General features: G+C 44.7%; 22 protein-coding genes. 14 read left to right on the top strand and 8 right to left on the bottom strand.

What is annotated here, in order from left to right; all coding sequences use genetic code 11:
• Positions 1-73: 73 nt before the first annotated feature.
• Together tsf and rpsB are read right to left on the bottom strand one after the other, a co-directional pair.
• Positions 74-919, bottom strand: coding sequence for a translation elongation factor Ts (gene tsf, locus NL645_RS10255; protein ID WP_012841502.1), 846 nt, complete (start codon positions 917-919; stop codon positions 74-76).
• Positions 920-1,051: 132 nt separating this feature from the next.
• A complete protein-coding gene (gene rpsB / locus NL645_RS10250; protein ID WP_012841501.1) occupies positions 1,052-1,780 on the bottom strand; it encodes a 30S ribosomal protein S2 in 729 nt (242 codons plus the stop codon).
• Between the two features lie 384 nt (positions 1,781-2,164).
• Here rpsB and map point away from each other — a divergent pair, with 384 nt between their 5' ends.
• The 3 genes from map to NL645_RS10235 all read left to right on the top strand — a co-directional run bounded on the left by map (position 2,165) and on the right by NL645_RS10235 (position 6,302).
• Complete coding sequence (gene map, locus NL645_RS10245; RefSeq protein ID WP_005380326.1) at positions 2,165-3,043, top strand: type I methionyl aminopeptidase; 879 nt, start codon at positions 2,165-2,167, stop codon at positions 3,041-3,043.
• 108 nt (positions 3,044-3,151) lie between these two features.
• On the top strand, positions 3,152-5,776 hold the full coding sequence (gene glnD / locus NL645_RS10240) for a bifunctional uridylyltransferase/uridylyl-removing protein GlnD (RefSeq protein WP_253651662.1): 2,625 nt from the start codon (positions 3,152-3,154) through the stop codon (positions 5,774-5,776).
• 142 nt (positions 5,777-5,918) lie between these two features.
• On the top strand, positions 5,919-6,302 hold the full coding sequence (locus tag NL645_RS10235) for a DUF3461 family protein (RefSeq protein WP_005380322.1): 384 nt from the start codon (positions 5,919-5,921) through the stop codon (positions 6,300-6,302).
• A 91-nt stretch (positions 6,303-6,393) separates the two neighbouring features.
• On the opposite strand, the gene truC is transcribed toward NL645_RS10235, so the two are convergent.
• Both truC and NL645_RS10225 read right to left on the bottom strand, forming a co-directional pair.
• Positions 6,394-7,164 (bottom strand): tRNA pseudouridine(65) synthase TruC, encoded by a 771-nt coding sequence (gene truC, locus NL645_RS10230; RefSeq protein ID WP_046874970.1) that lies wholly within the window; start codon positions 7,162-7,164, stop codon positions 6,394-6,396.
• A gap of 4 nt (positions 7,165-7,168) precedes the next feature.
• The gene (locus tag NL645_RS10225; protein WP_253651661.1) at positions 7,169-7,483 is read right to left on the bottom strand and encodes a YqcC family protein; all 315 of its coding nucleotides are present in this window, start codon (positions 7,481-7,483) and stop codon (positions 7,169-7,171) included.
• Between the two features lie 76 nt (positions 7,484-7,559).
• On the opposite strand from NL645_RS10225, the gene NL645_RS10220 reads away from it, so the two are divergent.
• Positions 7,560-8,597, top strand: a complete 1,038-nt coding sequence (locus NL645_RS10220) for a DUF3549 family protein (protein ID WP_253651660.1) — start codon at positions 7,560-7,562, stop codon at positions 8,595-8,597.
• 13 nt (positions 8,598-8,610) lie between these two features.
• Positions 8,611-8,910 (top strand): DUF3301 domain-containing protein, encoded by a 300-nt coding sequence (locus tag NL645_RS10215; RefSeq protein WP_012841498.1) that lies wholly within the window; start codon positions 8,611-8,613, stop codon positions 8,908-8,910.
• Here NL645_RS10215 and NL645_RS10210 read toward each other — a convergent pair.
• Positions 8,870-9,355: a GNAT family N-acetyltransferase gene (locus tag NL645_RS10210; protein WP_080936742.1), complete on the bottom strand. Its 486-nt coding sequence runs from the start codon at positions 9,353-9,355 to the stop codon at positions 8,870-8,872. The two genes, NL645_RS10215 and NL645_RS10210, sit on opposite strands and share 41 nt — an antisense overlap.
• Positions 9,356-10,289: 934 nt before the next feature.
• On the opposite strand from NL645_RS10210, the gene NL645_RS10205 reads away from it, so the two are divergent.
• From NL645_RS10205 to NL645_RS10170, 8 genes are all read left to right on the top strand, one after another.
• Positions 10,290-10,583, top strand: a complete 294-nt coding sequence (locus NL645_RS10205; protein ID WP_012841496.1) for a hypothetical protein — start codon at positions 10,290-10,292, stop codon at positions 10,581-10,583.
• On the top strand, positions 10,580-11,029 hold the full coding sequence (locus NL645_RS10200; RefSeq protein ID WP_012841495.1) for a YaiI/YqxD family protein: 450 nt from the start codon (positions 10,580-10,582) through the stop codon (positions 11,027-11,029). The genes NL645_RS10205 and NL645_RS10200 overlap by 4 nt, the downstream gene beginning before the upstream one ends.
• A 194-nt stretch (positions 11,030-11,223) precedes the next feature.
• Entirely contained in the window at positions 11,224-12,213 is a 990-nt protein-coding gene (locus NL645_RS10195) for a ketoacyl-ACP synthase III (protein ID WP_253651659.1), read from the top strand.
• Positions 12,210-13,196, top strand: coding sequence for an NAD(P)-dependent oxidoreductase (locus NL645_RS10190; RefSeq protein WP_253651658.1), 987 nt, complete (start codon positions 12,210-12,212; stop codon positions 13,194-13,196). The genes NL645_RS10195 and NL645_RS10190 overlap by 4 nt, the downstream gene beginning before the upstream one ends.
• Entirely contained in the window at positions 13,165-14,028 is an 864-nt protein-coding gene (locus NL645_RS10185) for an MBL fold metallo-hydrolase (protein ID WP_253651657.1), read from the top strand. The genes NL645_RS10190 and NL645_RS10185 overlap by 32 nt, the downstream gene beginning before the upstream one ends.
• Positions 14,016-15,284, top strand: coding sequence for a F390 synthetase-related protein (locus NL645_RS10180; RefSeq protein WP_253651656.1), 1,269 nt, complete (start codon positions 14,016-14,018; stop codon positions 15,282-15,284). Before NL645_RS10185 ends, NL645_RS10180 begins: the two co-directional genes overlap by 13 nt.
• Positions 15,272-16,384: an ATP-grasp domain-containing protein gene (locus NL645_RS10175; RefSeq protein ID WP_253651655.1), complete on the top strand. Its 1,113-nt coding sequence runs from the start codon at positions 15,272-15,274 to the stop codon at positions 16,382-16,384. Before NL645_RS10180 ends, NL645_RS10175 begins: the two co-directional genes overlap by 13 nt.
• On the top strand, positions 16,381-17,454 hold the full coding sequence (locus NL645_RS10170; protein WP_253651654.1) for a hypothetical protein: 1,074 nt from the start codon (positions 16,381-16,383) through the stop codon (positions 17,452-17,454). Before NL645_RS10175 ends, NL645_RS10170 begins: the two co-directional genes overlap by 4 nt.
• A 107-nt stretch (positions 17,455-17,561) precedes the next feature.
• Here the strand turns inward: NL645_RS10170 and NL645_RS10165 are convergent, their stop codons facing one another.
• The 3 genes from NL645_RS10165 to NL645_RS10155 form a co-directional block, all read right to left on the bottom strand.
• Positions 17,562-19,148 (bottom strand): AbgT family transporter, encoded by a 1,587-nt coding sequence (locus tag NL645_RS10165; protein WP_006742541.1) that lies wholly within the window; start codon positions 19,146-19,148, stop codon positions 17,562-17,564.
• Between the two features lie 230 nt (positions 19,149-19,378).
• Positions 19,379-19,504, bottom strand: a complete 126-nt coding sequence (gene ykgO, locus NL645_RS10160) for a type B 50S ribosomal protein L36 (RefSeq protein ID WP_009844388.1) — start codon at positions 19,502-19,504, stop codon at positions 19,379-19,381.
• 3 nt (positions 19,505-19,507) lie between these two features.
• Positions 19,508-19,768 carry a type B 50S ribosomal protein L31 gene (locus tag NL645_RS10155; protein WP_012841491.1) on the bottom strand — a complete coding sequence of 87 codons (261 nt, stop codon included), beginning with the start codon at positions 19,766-19,768 and terminating at the stop codon, positions 19,508-19,510.
• Between the two features lie 123 nt (positions 19,769-19,891).
• Between NL645_RS10155 and tsaA the strand changes: the two genes are divergently transcribed.
• Positions 19,892-20,587, top strand: a complete 696-nt coding sequence (tsaA, locus tag NL645_RS10150; RefSeq protein WP_253651653.1) for a tRNA (N6-threonylcarbamoyladenosine(37)-N6)-methyltransferase TrmO — start codon at positions 19,892-19,894, stop codon at positions 20,585-20,587.
• Positions 20,588-20,632: the final 45 nt, after the last annotated feature.

The following is a 20,632-nucleotide window of genomic DNA, read 5'->3' as shown; positions in this document are numbered from 1 at the left end:
CGGCTAATCGTTCACTGCTCATAAAAAGACCGCAGCCAAGGCTACGGTCTAATCTTTATACAGTCTCTAAGGATTAACCTTTTTGAGCTGCAGCAACTTCTTCAGCGAAGCTCATTTCTTCTTTCTTCTCGATACCTTCACCTACTTCTAGGCGAACGAATGTAGAAACTGAAGCGCCTTTTTCTTTCAGCATTTCACCTACAGTTTTCTTAGGTTCCATGATGAAAGCTTGACCTGTTAGAGAGATCTCGCCAGTGAATTTCTTCATGCGGCCAACAACCATCTTCTCAGCGATTTCAGCAGGCTTGCCTTCGTTCATTGCGATTTCAACTTGAACCGCTTTCTCTTTTTCTACTACGTCAGCTGGTACGTCTTCTGGGTTAACGAACTCAGGCTTAGAAGCAGCAACGTGCATTGCAACGTGCTTAAGAGTTTCTGCGTCGCCTTCACCAGCAACAACAACACCGATTTTCTCACCGTGACGGTAAGAAGCAATTGCAGTGCCTTGAACGTATTCTACGCGACGGATAGTGATGTTTTCACCGATTTTAGCTACAAGAGCTACACGTGCGTCTTCGAATTGTGCTTGTAGCTCTTCAACAGTCGCTTTTGAAGCTAGAGCTGCAGCTGCAACTTCTTCTGCGAATGCAGTGAAGTTACCGTCTTTAGCAACGAAGTCAGTTTGGCAGTTAACTTCAAGAAGAACAGCAACGCCGTTTTCTTCTTTGATGATGATTGCGCCTTCAGCTGCAACGTTACCAGCTTTCTTAGCTGCTTTCGCTGCGCCAGATTTACGCATGTTTTCAATTGCTAGTTCGATGTCAGCGTTTGCTTCTACAAGCGCTTTCTTACATTCCATCATGCCAGCGCCAGTACGCTCGCGAAGTTCTTTAACTAGAGCAGCAGTTACAGTTGCCATTCTGTATTCCTCGTTTGATTCGAAATAAGGTAAAAAACAGGGGCCTAACATTGTCGGCCCCCATTGCTAACTATAACTTAGTTTATGCTACACAAAGGTTTCACATAGACCAAGTGTGACACAGAGCCGCTATTATTCAGCTTCTACGAAACCGTCTTTTTCAGCAACTGCAGCTACGTCTTTGTTACGACCTTCAGATACTGCTGAAGCAGCAGCGTTCAGGTATAGCTGTACAGCGCGGATCGCGTCGTCGTTACCTGGGATTACGTAGTCAACGCCGTCTGGGTTAGAGTTAGTATCTACCACAGCGTATACTGGAATACCTAGGTTGTTAGCTTCTTTAATTGCAATGTGTTCGTGATCAGCGTCGATTACGAATAGAGCGTCTGGTAGGCCGCCCATGTCTTTGATACCACCAAGAGATTTCTCTAGCTTCTCCATTTCGCGAGTACGCATTAGAGCTTCTTTCTTAGTTAGTTTGTCAAAAGTACCGTCTTGAGATTGAGTCTCTAGATCTTTTAGACGCTTGATAGACTGACGAACTGTTTTGTAGTTTGTAAGCATACCGCCTAACCAGCGGTTGTTTACGTAAAACTGGTTGCTTGCGATTGCAGCTTCTTTAACAGCTTCAGATGCAGCGCGCTTAGTACCTACGAATAGAACTTTACCTTTCTTCTCGCCAACTTTAGCTAGTTCAGCTAGAGCGTCGTTGAACATTGGTACAGTTTTTTCTAGGTTGATGATATGAACTTTGTTACGAGCGCCAAAGATGAATGGCTTCATTTTTGGGTTCCAGTAACGAGTCTGGTGACCGAAGTGAACACCAGCTTTTAGCATATCGCGCATTGATACAGTTGCCATTTTAAATTCCTCTATGGGGTTAGGCCTCCACATTCCCCATAACTCCGACCAAGCTTCTACTCAGCACCCCGGAATATGTGACGGAATGTGTGTGATTTAAAGATAAAAGGTTATTCGGATGAAGCTTGCTTCGCCGCTTAGCTTTGCTAAACGAAGAGAACAGTCCTCTATTCCGGCGCGCTTTATACCATATTTTAGCTCACTGTGGCTAGTAAAAATTATTTCTTCACCGTGCCACTTTCTCCTATTTATAAGCAAAACTTTAAACATACGATCGAATTAAGAATGATGCATATTCCTATCTAACTTGGGTTAACGCCCCGATGTCTGATAGAATGCGGCCATTCGCACGTTTACGTGCTTAGGAATAAGTAGAGAAAGCCAATGTCAATCAAGATTAAAACTGCTGAAGAAATAGAACGCATGCGCATTGCGGGCAAGCTGGCCGCAGAGATTCTAGAAATGATCGAACCACACATCAAAGTTGGTGTGACGACAGAAGAGTTGAACAAAATCTGTCATGAGTACGCTCTAGAAAAAGGCGCATACTCTGCTCCGCTTGATTACCATGGTTTCCCTAAGTCGATTTGTACTTCAATCAACCATATCGTATGCCACGGTATTCCAGCAGAAAAAGACGAAATCGGTAGCAACGGTCAAATGAAGCCAGCGGTACTAAAAGATGGCGACATCTTAAACGTTGATATTACCGTAATCGTTCCAAATGACGAAAATGCGGATCTGAGCGTGCGTCCTCAAGGTTACCATGGTGACACTTCTAAGATGTTCCTAGTCGGTGATGTTTCACCTGCAAACAAACGTCTATGCATGGTTGCTCAAGAAGCACTGTATGTTGGTATGCGTACCGTTAAGCCAGGTTCAACAGTTGGTGACATCGGTACAGCTATCGAGAAGTACATCAAAGAGAACAACAAAAACAACCCTCGCAACAAGTTTTCTATTGTGAAAGACTTCTGTGGCCACGGTATCGGCGATGAGTTCCATGAAGAACCACAAGTGGTTCATTACAAGAACAAAGACCGCCGCGTACTAAAAGAAGGCATGTGCTTTACTATTGAGCCGATGATTAACGCAGGTAAATTTGGTTGCTCTGTTGACGCTCAAGACGATTGGACCGTTTACACAGGCGACGGCAAGAACTCTGCGCAATGGGAACATACCATTGTTGTAACAAAAGAAGGTTGTGAAGTACTGACGCTTCGTAGCGACGATACGATTCCTCGCCTAATGAAAAACGCGTAAAGCTGACGACCACTCGTTGTTTACTATATCCCTGCTTCGGCGGGGATATTTTTTATCTGCCACAAATTTGTTAGATTGTAACTAGATTAGCTTGCACGGATGGCAAATATGACACTTCAGTCCCCTCTTACCTTTTCCGATGAACAAATCAATATCGGAGAGCTCAAACAAGAGTTAGAGAAATTTAGCTCCGATCAAAACCAAGAGTTTCTCAATCATCATCCGGTAACAAGCTTGGTTTTAGCCAGGGCAGAATACATGGATCTGCTTCTGAATCGTTTGTGGCAACATTTTGGCTTCAAAGATATTTACAACATTTCCCTAGTTGCCGTGGGTGGCTATGGGCGTGGCGAGCTACATCCGCTCTCCGATATCGATATTTTGATTCTGTCGAACAATAAACTGCCGACCGCGTTAGAAGCAAAAATCAGCGAATTCATTACGCTGTTGTGGGATTTAAAACTCGAGGTCGGACACGCTGTTCGCACCGTTACTGAATGTGCTGAAATTGGTAAAGCCGATCTAACGGTCGCGACAAACCTCCAAGAAGCGCGTCTACTGTGTGGCAGCGAGGATACCTTTCAGGCACTGAAGAAAGTCGTATTATCAGACTCCTTTTGGCCAAGTGAAACGTTTTACCGCGCGAAAATTCAAGAGCAGCGCGAACGCCATGCCCGTTACCACGATACGACCTACAACTTAGAACCAGACATTAAGTCGACCCCTGGCGGGCTGCGCGATATTCATACATTAAGCTGGGTCGCCCGACGTCACTTTGGTGCCACGTCATTGCTGGAAATGAGCCGATACGGATTTTTAACTGACGCAGAATACCGAGAATTGGTTGAATGTCAGGACTTCCTTTGGCGAGTGCGTTTCGCTCTGCACATGGAGCTTCGCCGCTATGACAACCGCTTGACCTTTGCCCATCAAGCACAAGTTGCGGAAAATCTAGGCTACGTCGGTGAAGGCAACCGAGGCGTAGAAATGATGATGAAAGAGTTCTACCGCACACTTCGTCGTGTGGCAGAGCTCAATAAAATGCTACTCAAACTTTTTGATCAAGCGATCATTAATGGTGGGGCGACAGAAAGTGCCGAGATTCTCGATGCCGACTTCCAACGTCGTGGCTCTTTGATTGAAGCGCGGAAACCCGCATTGTTTCAAGCTCGCCCAGAAACTATTCTGGATATGTTCTTACATATCGCGAACGACTCAACCATTGAAGGGGTGAGCCCACCAACACTACGTCAGCTGCGCACCGCGCGCCGTCGACTCAACAAATTTTTGCACACCATTCCTGCTGCGCGTGAAAAGTTCATGGCGTTATGTCGTCACCCTAATGCTCTGCATAAAGCATTCAGCCTGATGCACCGATTAGGGGTTATGGCGGCCTATTTACCGCAATGGAGCCAAATTGTTGGTCAAATGCAGTTTGACTTATTCCACGCCTACACGGTTGATGAGCACAGTATTCGCTTACTGAAACACATTAATACCTTTAGTGACCCAGAAAATCATGCGAAGCACCCTATTTGTTGTGACGTCTACCCACGGATGCAAAAGAAAGAACTGCTGATTATTGCCGCTATTTTCCACGATATCGGTAAAGGACGTGGCGGCGATCACTCTGTTATAGGCGAAGGTGAGGCTTACGACTTCTGTATTGAGCATGGCTTATCAAAGCCCGAGGCCAAACTTGTCGCTTGGTTGGTAAGGCATCATCTATTAATGTCCGTCACCGCACAGCGCCGAGACATTTATGATCCCGATGTAATTACCGAATTTGCCAAAAAAGTCAGAGACGAAGAATCTCTCGATTATCTTGTGTGCCTGACAGTTGCAGATATTTGTGCAACCAACCCAGAACTTTGGAATACTTGGAAACGAACCTTACTCGCAGAGCTGTATTACTCTACACAACGTGCTTTACGTAGAGGGCTAGAGAATCCTGTCGATGTGCGTGAGCGAATTCGCCACAACCAACAAATGGCCTCTGCAATGTTGCGCAAAGAGGGGTTTGCCGCGCGCGAAATTGAAGTATTGTGGCAACGCTTCAAAGCTGACTATTTCCTTCGTCATACCCATACGCAAATCGCGTGGCACTGCGAACACTTACTTCGTATGGAAGATCCGACTAAGCCTTTGGTGTTGATCAGTAAAAAAGCCACTCGTGGCGGCACTGAGGTGTTTGTATATACGAAAGACCAGCCTGCTTTATTTGCGACGGTCGTGGCGGAGTTAGATAGGCGTAATTTTAATGTACACGACGCGCAAATCATGACCAGCAAAGATGGGCACGTGATTGATACCTTTATGGTACTCGATCAACATGGCGAAGCGATCGATGAGTCTCGTCACGCGGCGGTGATTAAACACCTAACCCATGTACTGGAGGCGGGCCGACCAACCAAGATTAAAACGCGCCGTACTCCGAACAAACTTCAGCACTTTAATGTGAAAACCAAAGTCGACTTCTTACCAACCAAAGGTAAAAAACACACTTTAATGGAGTTTGTCGCGCTAGACACACCAGGGCTGTTGGCCAAAGTAGGCCGTACGTTTGCTGATTTAAATATCAACCTTCATGGTGCAAAAATCACCACCATTGGTGAGCGAGCAGAAGACTTATTTATTTTAACCAGTGATGCAGGGGGAAGATTAAGTGAAGAACAACAGGATGAGCTAAGAGAGAGATTGATCGAAAAGTTATCTGATGAGGTCGCTGCTTAGATCAAACCTGCCAATCTTTTCGGTTCAGGGCGAGAGCGATCTTGCCCACAAGTTAAGCATTTTGGCTAAATATCAGCTATCTAGCTCATACATAGGCTGCTACAGTTATATCAATATCAATTCGATGTAATAGAGGTAGCCTATGTATCCCCACCTCACTGGTTTGGGTATTCACGACCCTAAGCAGATTGAACGTTATTCCCTACGCCAAGAAGCACACAAAGACGTGCTCAAGATATATTTCCACAAGCAAAAAGGCGAGCTGTTCGCCAAAAGCGTTAAATTCAAATACCCGCGCCAAATCAAAAATGTTCTTGTGGACAGTGGCAGTCACAAATATAAAGAAGTAACGGAAATCAACCGTAACCTCACATTGGTCATTGATGAACTGAATAAGATCACTAAGCCAACGAAACAACCTGAGGTTGATGTCAAAGAGAAAATTCTCTCAGACCTTCGTCATTTAGAAAAAGTTGTTTCGAGCAAGATCGCAGAGATCGAGGCGGATCTCGAAAAACTAAAGTAAAACGTTAAGTCTTAAATATTAAAAAAGGGTTAGCATTGATGCTAACCCTTTTTATTTGTACTCAATCATTATCTAGATCTAACTGCGCCGATTATCGGTTGATCATCGATTCATCCCACTCAAATCGAGTAAACAATTGCTGCCAAGTCTCATCAATATTGGCCGTCATGACAATCTCTTGATCGGTAAATGGATGGACGAACCGTAACTCTGAAGCATGCAGTAGCAAACGATGAGAATCAAACTCTGTGCGATACAGCTTGTTGTGCTTTCCATCCCCGTGCGTTGTATCACCCACGATCGGATGGCGTAGATGTGCCATATGACGACGAAGTTGGTGCTTACGCCCCGTTTTAGGTTTCATCTCAACTAAGCAATAACGCGTTGTAGGAAATTTACCCGTCGAATAGGGAACTTCCACCTTAGCCAACGGTTTATATTCCGTCACCGCTTCTTGCGCTTCTTTTTCTTGTGAAGCGAACTTATCCGCAATCTTGTCTAACTCGACTTTGAGCGCGTAATCTAAGACGCCCTCTTCCTCAATCCAACCGCGTACTATTGCGTGGTATGTCTTTTCCATTTTATGTTCAGCAAACATCGGCATGACTTGTGACGCGACTTCACTCGACAAAGCAAACACGAGCACACCAGATGTTGGACGATCCAGACGATGCAATGGGAACACATGCTGACCAATTTGGTCGCGCAAAGTTTGCATGACAAACTGAGTTTCGTGTTTATCTAACCAACTGCGGTGCACCAGCATGCCAGCAGGCTTGTTAACCGCAACAAAATATTCATCCTGATAAACGATCTCCAGTTCCACTGGTTCTGAAGATCGCGCTATTTCTTGTTCTAACATTTGGTTACTTACATAGTTCATCAATGGTTCGGATTGTAACAAGCAGCTCTGCGAACTGCGGTTCCTGCTTCCACGCTTCTGAAAAATAGGGCTCGAGAGAAAACTCTCTTGGCAATGGTTGGTTGTTTTCCACTAGCGCATGCATTCTGTCTATAAAGATCCACTGCAACCACTCATGAGGATGCAGTGTATCAATCGCAAATGGCTCCACACTTTGTAAGGCTTGCTCTGAAGGCCTAGTGTGTTGCCACAACTTATGTTCTTTAAGCTGCGCTTCAAGTTGGTGAAGTAAGTCGACCAATTGAGTATTTGTTACCATTAATTCTATCTCGAACCTTGAATTAGCCGAGAATGATACCATTTCTTGTGAAAAGAACGTTAGGACGTCGTATTTAATGGAAAACATTCAAACCCTCACTCAACTGTTGAACAACAGCCGCTGTGATTATCAAATCTTCGATCTTGGTCGTCGTATCAAAACCATCGCTAAGAAAGAGTTTGCCGATGTAGAAAAAGGTCAAGCACCGTACCCATTCCCAATGCAGCGTAGAGCACACCTTGCCATCGCTTATTGGAATGAACAAAAGCAACCTTGGATTTGGTTTCTAAAGTTTGAATTGGACGAGCGCGGTTTGTTAAAGCAAGCGGATATCGGTAATTTCATTAAATACGTAGTGGAAGCTATGGGAACACGCCTCAATGATGATATCTCTGAAGAGCAACAGCAAAAGCTGTCTAATAACCCATACACTTTCAAACCTTCCGAAGATAAAATGGCCGTGTTTCATAGCCAGGTCCGCGCGAACCTCGATCTTCCTACCAGCCAATATTACGAGCACACTCAACATTACTTTTCAGGCGGTTTAGGCTGGGACAATTGGCAAACCGTAGGTCTGCAAGGGATCACCGACATGGCCGCTCGTTTGGACAAAGAGCAAAACGGGGTAATGATACGCAAAGCGTTGAACCACCTACCGAATGAGCCACTTTATGCTCTGTTGGGTGCGCTTGAGCATGTAGAGTTACAAGAGCGTTTAGCAGAACGTATCGCGGAAAAAGCACAACAAGAAATCGCAAGTAGCGAACCGGATCTCTTCCTACTTTCAGCGCTTATCCGAGCTTTGGCTGGCGCACCAACAGCCATTGTCTCGCCAGTGTTAGAAGCGATTTTACAAAGCCCTCGTTTAAGCCATCAGGAAGTACTGATTGGCGTGGCTGGCCGAGCTTGGCACTTACTAGCCAATGAAAAGGTAGCAGAACAGTTTTTGCTGCGTTTAGCTCAAACCGGTAATCAAGCCCTATTTAATCAGTTATTTGCCGATTTAGTGATGCTACCAGAGTTAAGAATGGTGCTATTGCCCTTGCTACATTCAAATCCATCTGAAGAACTAGCAAACGCGCTAGTAAGCTTACAACAAGCAACAAAGGGATAATAAAGGTTCAGGGATGATTGGTGATCTTTTAGCAATTTTAGGGCTATGCTTTTTCTGTTATCTGTTTTGGCAACAACGTCGTCAAGCCGAACTCGCAAAAGTGGCAATCACGCGTAAATGTGAGCAATTGGATCTCCAATTAATCAGCATCGCCTTTGGTGCCCATAAACTAAAAACGCCAGACGGAGTCTGGCGTTGGCATACGGTGTATCAATTTGAGTTTTCATCTCTTGGTGACGATTGCTACCAAGGGGAGTTAACCATGGTCGGTTTCAGGCCGCAGAACTTTCACCTACCACCGCATCGCTTGTAAATTCCATTTCAAAGTAAGGGCCATATAGATCCTTACTTTCTTTTGTTTCAACAAATCCCAGTTTTTTCAGCACCGCCATAGAAGCTTGATGGTTGCTATTCACATTAGCTTTCACCTTATGTAGCCCCAGCTCACGGCACGCCTTTGGGAAAAACGCTTTTAGAGCTTCTGTCGCTAACCCTTTACCCCAATAAGATTTATCAAAAATAAACCCTAACTCAGGCTCGGAATCGAGATGGGAAATGAACACGTGCCCCATATAGTCACGACTGGTGCTTTCTAGCACCGCCATACTATAAATATTTTCATCATCCAGTATTTTCTCAAACATCTGTTTGGCAGACGCGACAGTATACGGACCGTTCATTTCAGCACGGTTTTTCGCACAGCAATTCAGCATGACGAACTCTAGTTGCAACGACTCATTGTAGGGTAGAAGAAGCATTCTTCTGGTTACTATGGCCACATCTGTTCCTTGATTACAACAAACTTTATTTATCCGCAGATCACAAACTCGATGAGCTTGAATATGCTCAATAGCTGCGGGGCATAACACCTTGTAGAGAAGCCGAAAGTTAAACCAACTGATTGGAAAGGATATTGATCTGGATTGTTTTTTATTAAGTGTTATTAGGAATTTATAAATTTTGTGATATTGATATACCCACGTCACCTCGAGGTGCTTAATTCAACGAGAACGACTAGGTATCTTTTTATATAAGAAAGACCCCGACACATAAGTATCGGGGTCATGGTCTTACTCGCAGCAGTCCGGCTACTAAAAGTGCTCCATGCATCATCCATAATAGTGGCTGATTCCGTCAGCTTATTCCTTACGTCGCCGTCCTAGCGGTGTCCTTATCATCCTGATAGCTAACATTCCCCGTTAGCACACATCACTTGTTCCTTGAGCGGTGTCCCTTGCATCTTCCTGACGCTGTCCATAACCTCTATCCTAGAGGGGTCCATTGTCTATCCTTAGTCATCAACATCCTATTGATGATAGTGTCCTTACAATGTCCTACGCTCCATGCTTGATTAATCATCCTGACCAACCAAATCGTCTTCCTGACGATAACCAAATCCTTGGTGCTTTCCTGTTCCATGTCTGCTTCCTGCTGACAACTCTCAATTTACGCCTTTCCTAAAAATTGACAATCTATACTAGATAAATATTTATACGCCACATTGGTTAAATAGTTGTTAAATCATTATTTATCAATAGCTTGATGTTTGTAATTTCTATTTTTCCGCTCACGAAATCGTTTTCTCTCACAACCCATGTAAGAGATCTCTCACACCACACATTCCAAATTGCTATTCGCCAAATTAGGGGACTCAACGTATGATGATAGATATATCGTTGTTAAGGATTAAAAATGTTAACTCAAGACGTTACTAAAGAATTAGAAGCGGTAATGGAACAACTGCAACAACAAGGAAAAGAACCAACCGTAGCGTTAGTGAAAGCACGCTTGAAAACGCCCGTCCCAATGCCTGCATTAATCACCGCAATAAAAAGTTGGAAAAGTGCTCAGCGTGTTCCCAAGGTTGAAGTCGCGGCGCAAGCGCACACCGATAATGATCGTCTTGCAGCGCTAGAAAGCACGGTGAAAAAATTAGTGGCTCGTATTGAAGAGCTAGAAGCCAAGCTAAGTGAGAAGTCATCATGAAGTTATGGGTAGATGCAGACGCATGTCCGAAAGTCATCCGCGAAACCATTGTGCGTGCCGCCGAACGCACGGGGATTGAATGTACGTTTGTCGCCAACCACGTTGTCCCGGTGCCCAAAAGAGACAACATCCACTCGCTGCAAGTTCCAGCTGGATTTGACATCGCTGACAACGAAATCGTTAAGCGTGTGGAGGCCAACGATTTGGTGATCACATCAGATATTCCGCTTGCAGATGAGGTCATCTCTAAAGGCGCTCAAGCCCTCAGTTCACGTGGCGAGCTTTATACGAAAGACACCATCAAAGCACGTCTAAATATCCGCGACTTCATGGAAACCATGCGTTCAAGCGGAATTCAGACTGGTGGTCCCGCTGCGCTTTCCCAAACCGATCGCCGCGAATTTGCGAACCATTTAGATCGTATTTTGGCTAAATTTAGGAAGTAATCCTCACTCTATTCATATTGAGCCAGCAAATCAAAGCCTGGCTCATTCCTGAAAATTCATTTTCAGCATTGCACCCAAAGCGTGCTCTTACTCCCATTTGTTTTGTTCTGTTTATTTTTCATCTCGCTCGCCATAGCTTCAATATGCAACGTGGTTTATTTTGAACGACGTTTTTAATAAATGTATAGAGAATAATGGGCTTTAACATCGTTTCTAGTGGAAGCTACCTGCCAACGAATCAATGGTCAGATCGAGAGATGGATCGCTTCCTAAAATTGGCGCCAGGGACCTGCCGAAATAAATTCGACGTTGAATATCGTCATGTAGCCAATACAAAAGAGACCGCTATTTACATGGCGGTGCAGGCGATAGAGCAGTGTTTAGGAAACATACATACCCTGAGCTCCGTTGATCTCCTTATCTACGCCAGCGGCACTCACCACCAGTCTCTGCCCTACGACGCCTCAGCGGTTCTCGCCGCGTTAGACGCTCCAACATGGCTAGAAAGCTTTGATTTGAACAGCACCTGTTTATCATTTCTCTCTGCGCTTGATCTTGCTCAGAGTCTATTCTTCGCAAAACGGTACCGTCGGATTCTCATTGTCACCAGCGAACTCGCTACTGGCATCACACTGAATCGAAATTTTACGCTCAAACCAGAAATTGCAACCTTATTCGCCGACGGTGCCGCCGCGTTTTTGCTCGAAGAACACAACGGTGATGGATTGCTCACCAGTCACTTTGAAACGCATCATGCCGGGTATTCATTTTGTCAAATTAAGGGCGGAGGTAGTCATGTCAACCCTCACACCTCAGAGCATCAAGCCTATTTAAAAAGCTGCCAGTTTGAGATGGAGGGCAAAGCACTGTTTAAACATGTGCGTAAAACCTTACCGGCGTTTCTAAAAAAAGGCTTTGACGCCTCTCCGGTAACACTCAGCGATATTGATTATTTTCTTCCGCATCAAGCCAGTGCGCACGGATTAAAAAAACTGCCATCACTCACCGGGTTACCAACCGAGAAAACAGTTAATCACTTTTCGACTTTGGGAAACCAAGTCGCCGCCTCACTCCCGATTAACTTACACTGGCTGCGTAATCAGCCAGAAACAGCAGGAAAACATGTGTTATTAGCTGGCACCGCCGCAGGGTTGTCACTAGGGATGGGAGTGCTAAAACTATGAAGATATTAGTCACGGGTGGCAGTGGGATGCTGGGTAGCGCAATTCTAAGAATGTTTCACCAGCAACATGAACTGCATTTTACAGCGCGAAATACAATCATCGCCAAACAACTCGCTGAGCAATTCGATGTTATCCCACATTTAGTCGATTTGAGAGACCACTCTGCTGTTCATGCGGTATGCCACGGCATGGATGCAATCATCCATTGTGCCGCTCTCTCAAGCCCATGGGGCAAGTGGGAAGCGTTTTATCAAGCCAATGTAGATGCCACCAAAAACCTCGTCAATGCGGCTAATACGCATCAAATCTCGCGTTTTATCCATATTTCCTCCACCAGCGTCTACTTTGACCATCAAGACCGTTGGAATATTCGAGAAACCGACGCCATTGCTTCACACTGGTGTAATGATTACGCACACACCAAATACCTATCTGAACTTGAAGCCATAAAAGGCCAAAGCAAAGCGATCATTTTAAGACCGCGTGGCATTTTTGGTCCCAACGATCGCGCGATTATCCCAAGAGTGCTTAAGGCGATAAAAAACAACACTCTGCTTCTGCCATCGGGTAGAAACCCAGTGGTTGATCTAACTTATGTCGACAACGTTGCCCATGCGGCGATGCTCGCTTGCACTCAGGCAGACCGGCTTCAGCATGGTGATGTCTTCAATATTTCCAACAACGAACCAATGCCAATTGAGACTGTTCTACAAGCTTTATGTGTGGGGTTGAACCTAAAAGTAACGTTACAATCATTACCATACGGTGTGGTATCACCATTATTAAAGCTCAGTGAGCAAATACGAAGGCGCTTACCACATCAGCCAGAGCCAAGGCTCACTTCATACAGCGCAGGATTGTTTAACTATCATCAAACTCTGGATATCAGCAAGGCGATAAAAAACCTGAATTACCAACCACTTTTTTCAATTCAAGAAGGAATACAGCAGTATGCAAACTGGTCTAAAAATAAAAATCTTTGAGGCTGGACACTGCGTACACCCAGGCTTTGTTGTCAAACCAGGCTCTGGTATCAAGCCTAGAGCATTTCCGGCAGCCGTTGCGTTAATTCAACACCCGACACAAGGCAACATCCTGTTTGATACGGGATATCACGAGCACTTTTTTAGCGCGACTCGTTCCTTCCCTGAACGTTTTTATGCTTGGACAACACCTTGCCGCTATCAACAAGAACATGGGATTGTTGCGCAGTTAGCAAAAGAAAATCTCAAACCTCATGATATTGAGCATTTAGTGCTCTCCCACTTTCACGCTGATCACATTGCCGCCGTGTCTGAGTTTTCTCACTCTCAATTGCATTGCCAACAAAAAGGGGTAGATGCGATTACTAAAAGTGGTCGAATTGGAGGCGTAAGAAAAGGCTACCTAAAAGCTCTGCTTCCTCCACAAATAGAATCTAACTTCATCATTCATGGTGATTTTTCTGTGCCAATCAGCCAAATTCTTCCTCAGTGCCAAGGGGTTAACTTGCTCTGTAAAGACATGTTCGACGATGGACTTATTTATATGGTTAGCTTGCCAGGCCATGCCGCTGGCCAAGTGGGCTTGCTGGTTAAAAGAGACCAAAGTTGGCTGTTCTTACTCGCCGATGCATGCTGGTTAATCGAGAGCTTGAGTGAAAATATCGATCAGCATTGGCTGGCGAACATGCTTTGCGATGATACAAAAGCCTATAAAAACACCCTCTCCGAGTTGAGAAGTTGCTACCAACAAACCCACCAAGTTGTTCGCTTCGTACCTTCACATTGTCAGGAAACTATCCAGCAGCTAATCAAAGAAGGATGGATGAAGTGAGAACGCTTATCTCAGAATTCTGGCGAACCCGCTACCGCCCCTTCGGCTCAAGGGAACAAGTCGAAACATGGCAGCAACAACACTTAACGCAACACTTGGAATGGGTATGCTGTCATTCACCGTATTACCGCTCACTTCAAGGTGCAGCACTCAGTGGTTTCCCTATCATGAATAAGCAAACCATGATGGAGAACCTCTCGGAGTTGAATACGAAAGGCTTAGATGCTGAACAGCTAATGCAACAAGCACTCGACGCAGAACAGTCACGCAACTTCGCCGCTTCGAAAGTTGGCGATGTTACTGTTGGGCTTTCTTCGGGCACATCAGGCATGCGCGGGCTGTTTCTTGCTGACAAGCAGGAAACACAACTGTGGGCCGGCAATATATTGGCTCGCCTTTTGCCCAACCTATGGCAAAAGCACCGAATTGCACTAGCCTTGCGAGCCAACAGCCCACTGTATAAATCCGTCGCGAAAGGACCTGTCACATTCTTTTATGCCGATTTAACCAAACCTTACCAAGAATGGATAAAAGAGTTGGATGAGTTCCAACCCACGCTTTTGGTTGGTAGTGCGCAAGCTCTTCAGCTCTGCGCCCAGTTCAGCGGTCAATTTGGTCAACCCGCAATTCAACCACAGCGGATCATTTCTGGGGCAGAGGTTCTAACCGAGAGTGACCGTCACTATATTTCTCAACGGTTCGACAGCGAACTCCATGAAGTCTATCAATGTACCGAAGGTTTTCTTGCATGTACTGATCAGCAAGGACAAATGCGCTGGAATCAGGATGTTGTTTACATCGAAAAACATTGGCTGAATACCGAACGTACTCATTACAGCCCAATCATTACCGATTTTCGTCGTAAAACTCAGCCAATTATTCGTTATCAGCTCGACGATATTATTGAGAATAAACAGGATAATGGCGTATTTGAACCTCTTGGCGCGATTGCCGGACGATGTGGTGATCGCCTCACGCTAAACGCAAACCACGTCCCAGTGACGGTGTTACCAGATCTCATCTACCGCGCTATAACACTATCTGCCCAAGGTCGCGTGGATTACCGAATCACCCAAACAGGGTCACAAACCATTCAAATTGAAGCGGATGTTCACCACCATCGGGTTATACATCAAGCCTTGATAAAGTTGTTTGACCAATTACGGCTTGATCCTGTCAGATTTAGTTACCGCCCTGCGCCTATTTGGACGCCAATGAATAAACAACGACGTGTGGTGAACATATGCGGGTCTTAATCACCGGAGCCCGAGCACCAGTTGCGCTAGAGTGGGCAACCATGTGTATGCATCATGGGCATGAAGTAATTCTCACCGATTCGCTAAAAAAGCCTCTGGGATCATTTTTGCGAGGTATCGAGTCTTATATCCCCACCGCTTCACCTCGATTTGCGTTTCCCACCTATCAACAGCAGATCCTAAAAATCATTACTCAGATGCGTATTGATATGGTGATACCCACTTGTGAAGAAGTGTATTACTTGGCTCATGTTGCCAAACAATGCCCAGATGTAGATTTTTTTCTGCCCGATGTGGGACTACTCAATGCCCTACACAACAAGTTGACCGTCTTTGAACAGCTTCAAGGTTTGCCAGAAATTACACTTCCAAAAACTCGTTTGGTCACTGATAAAAGTGAGATTGAAATTAATAAGAGAACCGTTCTAAAGCCAGTTTACTCTCGGTTTGGCGGGCAAGTCATAAGAGATGTGACAACTCAGTCTATTTCTGCCGCCACGATATCACCCCTTTTCCCTTGGGTTCAGCAACAAAAAATCCATGGGACTCCGGTGTGTAACTATGCGATTTTTAAACATGGTGACCTTAAAGCACACCAAGCTTATGTGCCGAAATACTGTGTAAACGGCTCGGCCGCCAGTGCTTTTCAGCCGATCTCATGCGAACGACTAGATACTTTTATCGCAGCTTTTGGTGAGCGTCATACTTATCATGGGCAGGTGTCGTTTGACTTCATCCAATCACAAAATGATCTCTACGTGATTGAATGCAACCCAAGAGCCACAAGTGGTTTGCACCTACTCTCATCTCGATGCAATCAACTGCTTCCTAATATGGAGTTTACCAGTCCTTCCAAGCAGCGATTGCATCATTTAGGTCCAATAACACTCATCGCTGAAGGTGGATTATCCCTATTTAAGGCTCGAACTTGGCAAGATTGGTGGTCTGGAGTGAATGTAATGCAACAGCATAACTTGCCGGTAGGGAGCCAAATCCGGAGTGTGTTTGAATTACTCCGGTTAGCTAGGCAGAACAAGGCAAAATGGAGCGCCGCTTCTACCGTTGATATTGAGTGGAATGGAGAAGCGTTGCCATCATGACACTTTCCTCTCAAGAATGGCATAAAACCTTTATCACTCTTATGCAATCGAATCCTATTAATGAATGCACAGCAAGCTTTGGTTGCTACTATATCAATGATGTTGCCATTCCCTACTCCGTAACACCAAAAATACCAAACAACTGTTATGCCGTGTCCCCTATGACACTGCTTAGTGGCTACGCCGAAGAAGAGCTTCACAAAGTCAAAAATGTGGCTGTTCGATGGGTATGTAAGCTACTTATTAATATGACTAAACCAATCTTATCATTGGCTGGATTGGATCAAGTCCAAACGCTCAACAATCAGTGCTTGTCCACCAATATGTATAGCGAACAATGGGAATCCTTAAACCTTGATGAGCTGCGCCGCGTGGCACTCGATCAATACCCCACCTTTCCCTTGGTGCTTCGCTCCCTCAACCAACTTCAGCACTCACACTTAATTCAGCGATTAGAACAGCAACAATGGCAAAGCTTGGTAACACGACAAGTGTATTTACTTGAGGATTGGCAAGCATTCAGCTTCAACCGAGATTTAACAAAAGATTTCAAGCTGTTTAATGATAAAGATTGGCAGTTTAAGCCACTGGCTACTGATGAAGAGTTTCAGCGCGCCAAAGTGTTATATGACATGCTTTACCTTGATAAATACAGCCGGAATAACATCCAGTTTTCAACCCAATATTTAAAGCAGGCTAGCCAGAATAACTTAGTGCATTTAGTGGGACTGTTTTATCAAGACGAGATGCTGGCTACGTTAAGCATAGTAGAAATTGATAACGACATGACTTGCCCAATTTTTGGCTACGATACCAATAAGCCGCAGAGTTTTGCGCTGTATAGAAGAATATCTGCTTATACCATCCGCCACGCAATGATATGCCAGCGTCGCTTTAATATGAGCTCAGGGGCACCAGCTTTTAAACGCAACCGAAAAGCCCAGCCAGAAATTGAATTTAGCTATGTTTATATTGCGCACTTACCTTGGTACAAACGCGTAATTTGGCAAAGCTTGTGCTGGCTCACTCAGCACTTTTATCGCCCTTTGTTGATGCGTTTTCAGCTATAAAACGACATCGATAGCCAAGCAAGCCTGCGTGCACACAATCTGGATCGATAAAAAAGCCTGCGACGTTCGCAGGCTTTTTATAATGGAGCTGTGTGAGGTAACCGTTTTTACGGTGTGTAGTATGTTGCTGCGCCAGGGCCTACTGGTAAACCAAATACGAATACCCACAGATAGAACAACACACTCCAACCTACAATGAAGCAGATTGAGTAAGGTAGCATGGTCGCGATCAGCGTACCGATACCTAAGTTCTTCATGTAACGAGTTGCTACCGCTAGGATCAAACCAAAGTAGCTCATCATTGGAGTAATGATGTTTGTCGTCGAGTCACCAATTCGGTAAGCAGCCTGAATCGTTTCCGGTGCATAACCAACAAGCATTAACATAGGAACAAAAATCGGTGCCGTCACTGCCCACTGTGCCGATGCCGAACCAATCATTAGGTTGATAAAGCCACACATGAGGATGAAGGCAAAGAATAACATTGGGCCAGTTAAGCCAATTTCTTGCAGGAAACTAGCGCCAGCAACCGCGAATACCTGACCGAAGTTAGTCCATTTAAAGAAAGCAACGAACTGAGCAGCAAAGAAAACTAATACAATGTACATGCCCATAGAAGACATCGATTTCGCCATTGCATCAATTACATCGCGATCCGTCTTCATCGTGCCAACAACTTTACCAAACACAAAGCCTGGGATAGCAAAGAACACAAAGATGAATGCCACGATACTTTTCAGGAATGGAGAACCTGCAATTGTACCTGCATCAGAACGTAAGATGCCGTCAGCTGGAACAACCGTCCAAGCAAGCAACGCGGAAACAACCAGTACAGCAACACCTGCTAGTTTTAGACCTTTCTTTTCAATGTCTGTTAAGCCGCCCATTTTGTCGTTCGACAAATCTTCTGAGGCTTCTTCTTCACTGTATTTGCCAAGCTTTGGCTCAACAATTTTTTCAGTGACAAACGCACCAGTGATTGCAATGAAGAACGTCGAAACAAACATGAAGTACCAGTTAACTTCTGGACCAACAGTGTAAGTTGGGTCAATCATTTGCGCTGCTGTTTCAGTAATACCTGACAGTAGCGGGTCAACCGTACCGATAAGTAGGTTTGCTGAATAACCACCAGATACACCAGCGAATGCCGCAGCAAGGCCTGCAAGTGGGTGACGACCTAGAGAATGGAACAGCATTGCTGCCAGTGGAATAAGTACCACATACCCCAGCTCTGATGCCGTATTTGAAATGATACCAGCGAAAACAACAGTCACTGTTACCATACGTTGAGATGCGCCCATGACCAAGCCACGCATAGCTGCAGATAGCAAACCAGAGTACTCGGCAATAGCAACACCCAACATCGCAACCAAAACCGTGCCTAAAGGCGCAAAGCCAACAAAGTTTTTCACTAAATTGGTAACGATAAGTTCGAGTCCATCAGCGTTAAGTAAGCTGACGACATGAATCATGCCATCTGCGGCACGACCTTTTGCGCCCTCAGGACGAGGGTCTACAACGGAAACTTCGAAGTATCCTGCAATGCCCGACATCACCAGAATGGCTAAACAGAAAATGGCAAATAGTGTGATCGGGTGAGGTAATAAGTTCCCCAAATATTCGACAGTATCCAAAAAGCGCGTAAACAGCGGCTTCTTAGGCGAGTTTTGTTTAATTGAATCAGATGAACTCATCTGTTCCCTCCTTGTTTTTATTCCTGTGCAAATGTGACAAAAATGTCAAAAAAGCGAGCGAAGGGTACTTGAGTAGAAGGTTAAAGAAAAGCCCTAAATGTTACAAACTGTGACCATTAGAGAGTTTTATAACCAATAATAAACAAAAATGCAGATATTTCATCCATGTAAAACAGTTAAGTCAAAATTATCAATTAAACAAAACCATAACCCAGAAATATGCAGAACGATTACTTCTGCACTGCTTTAAACCTCGGATTCGCCTTACAAATGACATATAGACGCCCTCTTCGTTTTACGATCTGGCAATCCGGATGACGACTTTTTGCACTTTTTAATGATTTTACTACCTTCATGATTTATTCCTTTTCGCTCTTAAATTGACCAAAACGACGGTTGAAGTTCGCAATACGACCTTCTGTTTGAACCACTCGCTGTTTACCGGTGTAGTACGGATGGGAGGCTGACGACACATCTAACGTAAAGTAAGGGTAGGTTTTGCCATCTTTCCATTCGATGGTTCTCTCTGTTTTCAACGTAGAACCAACAACGAAGTATTCATCTACGCTGGTGTCGTGGAACACCACTGGACGATATTCAGGGTGGATTCCTGGTTTCATAATACTTTTCCTCTCAATTAAAATGTTATGTTATAACATTTTAATTAATGATCATTATCAACAAGAAAAGCAAGAGAAATTTGTGATACTTTTCATCTCAATGAATTCTTAAAGATGTCCACCATGTATTCCATTGAACCCATCGGTGTCATTGAGACACCGTACAAAGAAAAGTTTGCAGTACCGCGCCAGCCTCGCTTAGTACCAACAGCGAAAGCACGCGTAAAACTGTTAGGCGCAGCGAATAGCCCTGAAGCAGTGCGTGGGCTAGAACAGTTCTCTCACGTTTGGCTGTTATTTTTGTTTGATCAAAATCTGGAAGCAGGTTGGAAGCCAACCGTCCGTCCACCACGACTAGGCGGCAATGAACGAATAGGTGTCTTTGCCTCACGCTCGACTTTCCGCCCAAACGGAATCGGAATGTCAGCCGTTGAAGTGAAAGGAGTCACTAAGCAAGGCGATCAAATCTATCTTGATTTAGGCAGCGTTGATCTCGTTGATGGGACACCGATTGTAGATATTAAGCCTTATATCCCCTATTCGGATTCTATTTCGGAAGCACAAGGCGGATACGCAGACCAAGAACCAGAAAAGTCACAAGTCAACTTTTCTGCTCAAGCATTAGCAACGATAGAAAATCGATCCGATACTGACTATGTAAGATCAGTCATTGAACAAGTTCTGGCACAAGATCCTCGTCCTGCATACAAGAAAAGCAAGCCGGACGACAAAGAATATGCGGTAAATTTGTTCGACTTGAACGTAAAGTTCACAGCAACAAGCAACTTAATAACGGTTACCGCTATTGAAAGCTTTTGACAAACGCAATTGGCTGATATTATAGACGGCTAATAAATTTCCCTT

It is taken from the genome of Vibrio sp. Y51_MX_L26, assembly GCF_024181935.1.
Lineage (GTDB): Bacteria > Pseudomonadota > Gammaproteobacteria > Enterobacterales > Vibrionaceae > Vibrio > Vibrio diabolicus.
The sequence above is the reverse complement of the archived record's forward strand: the minus strand, read 5'-3'. Positions and strand labels throughout refer to the sequence as shown.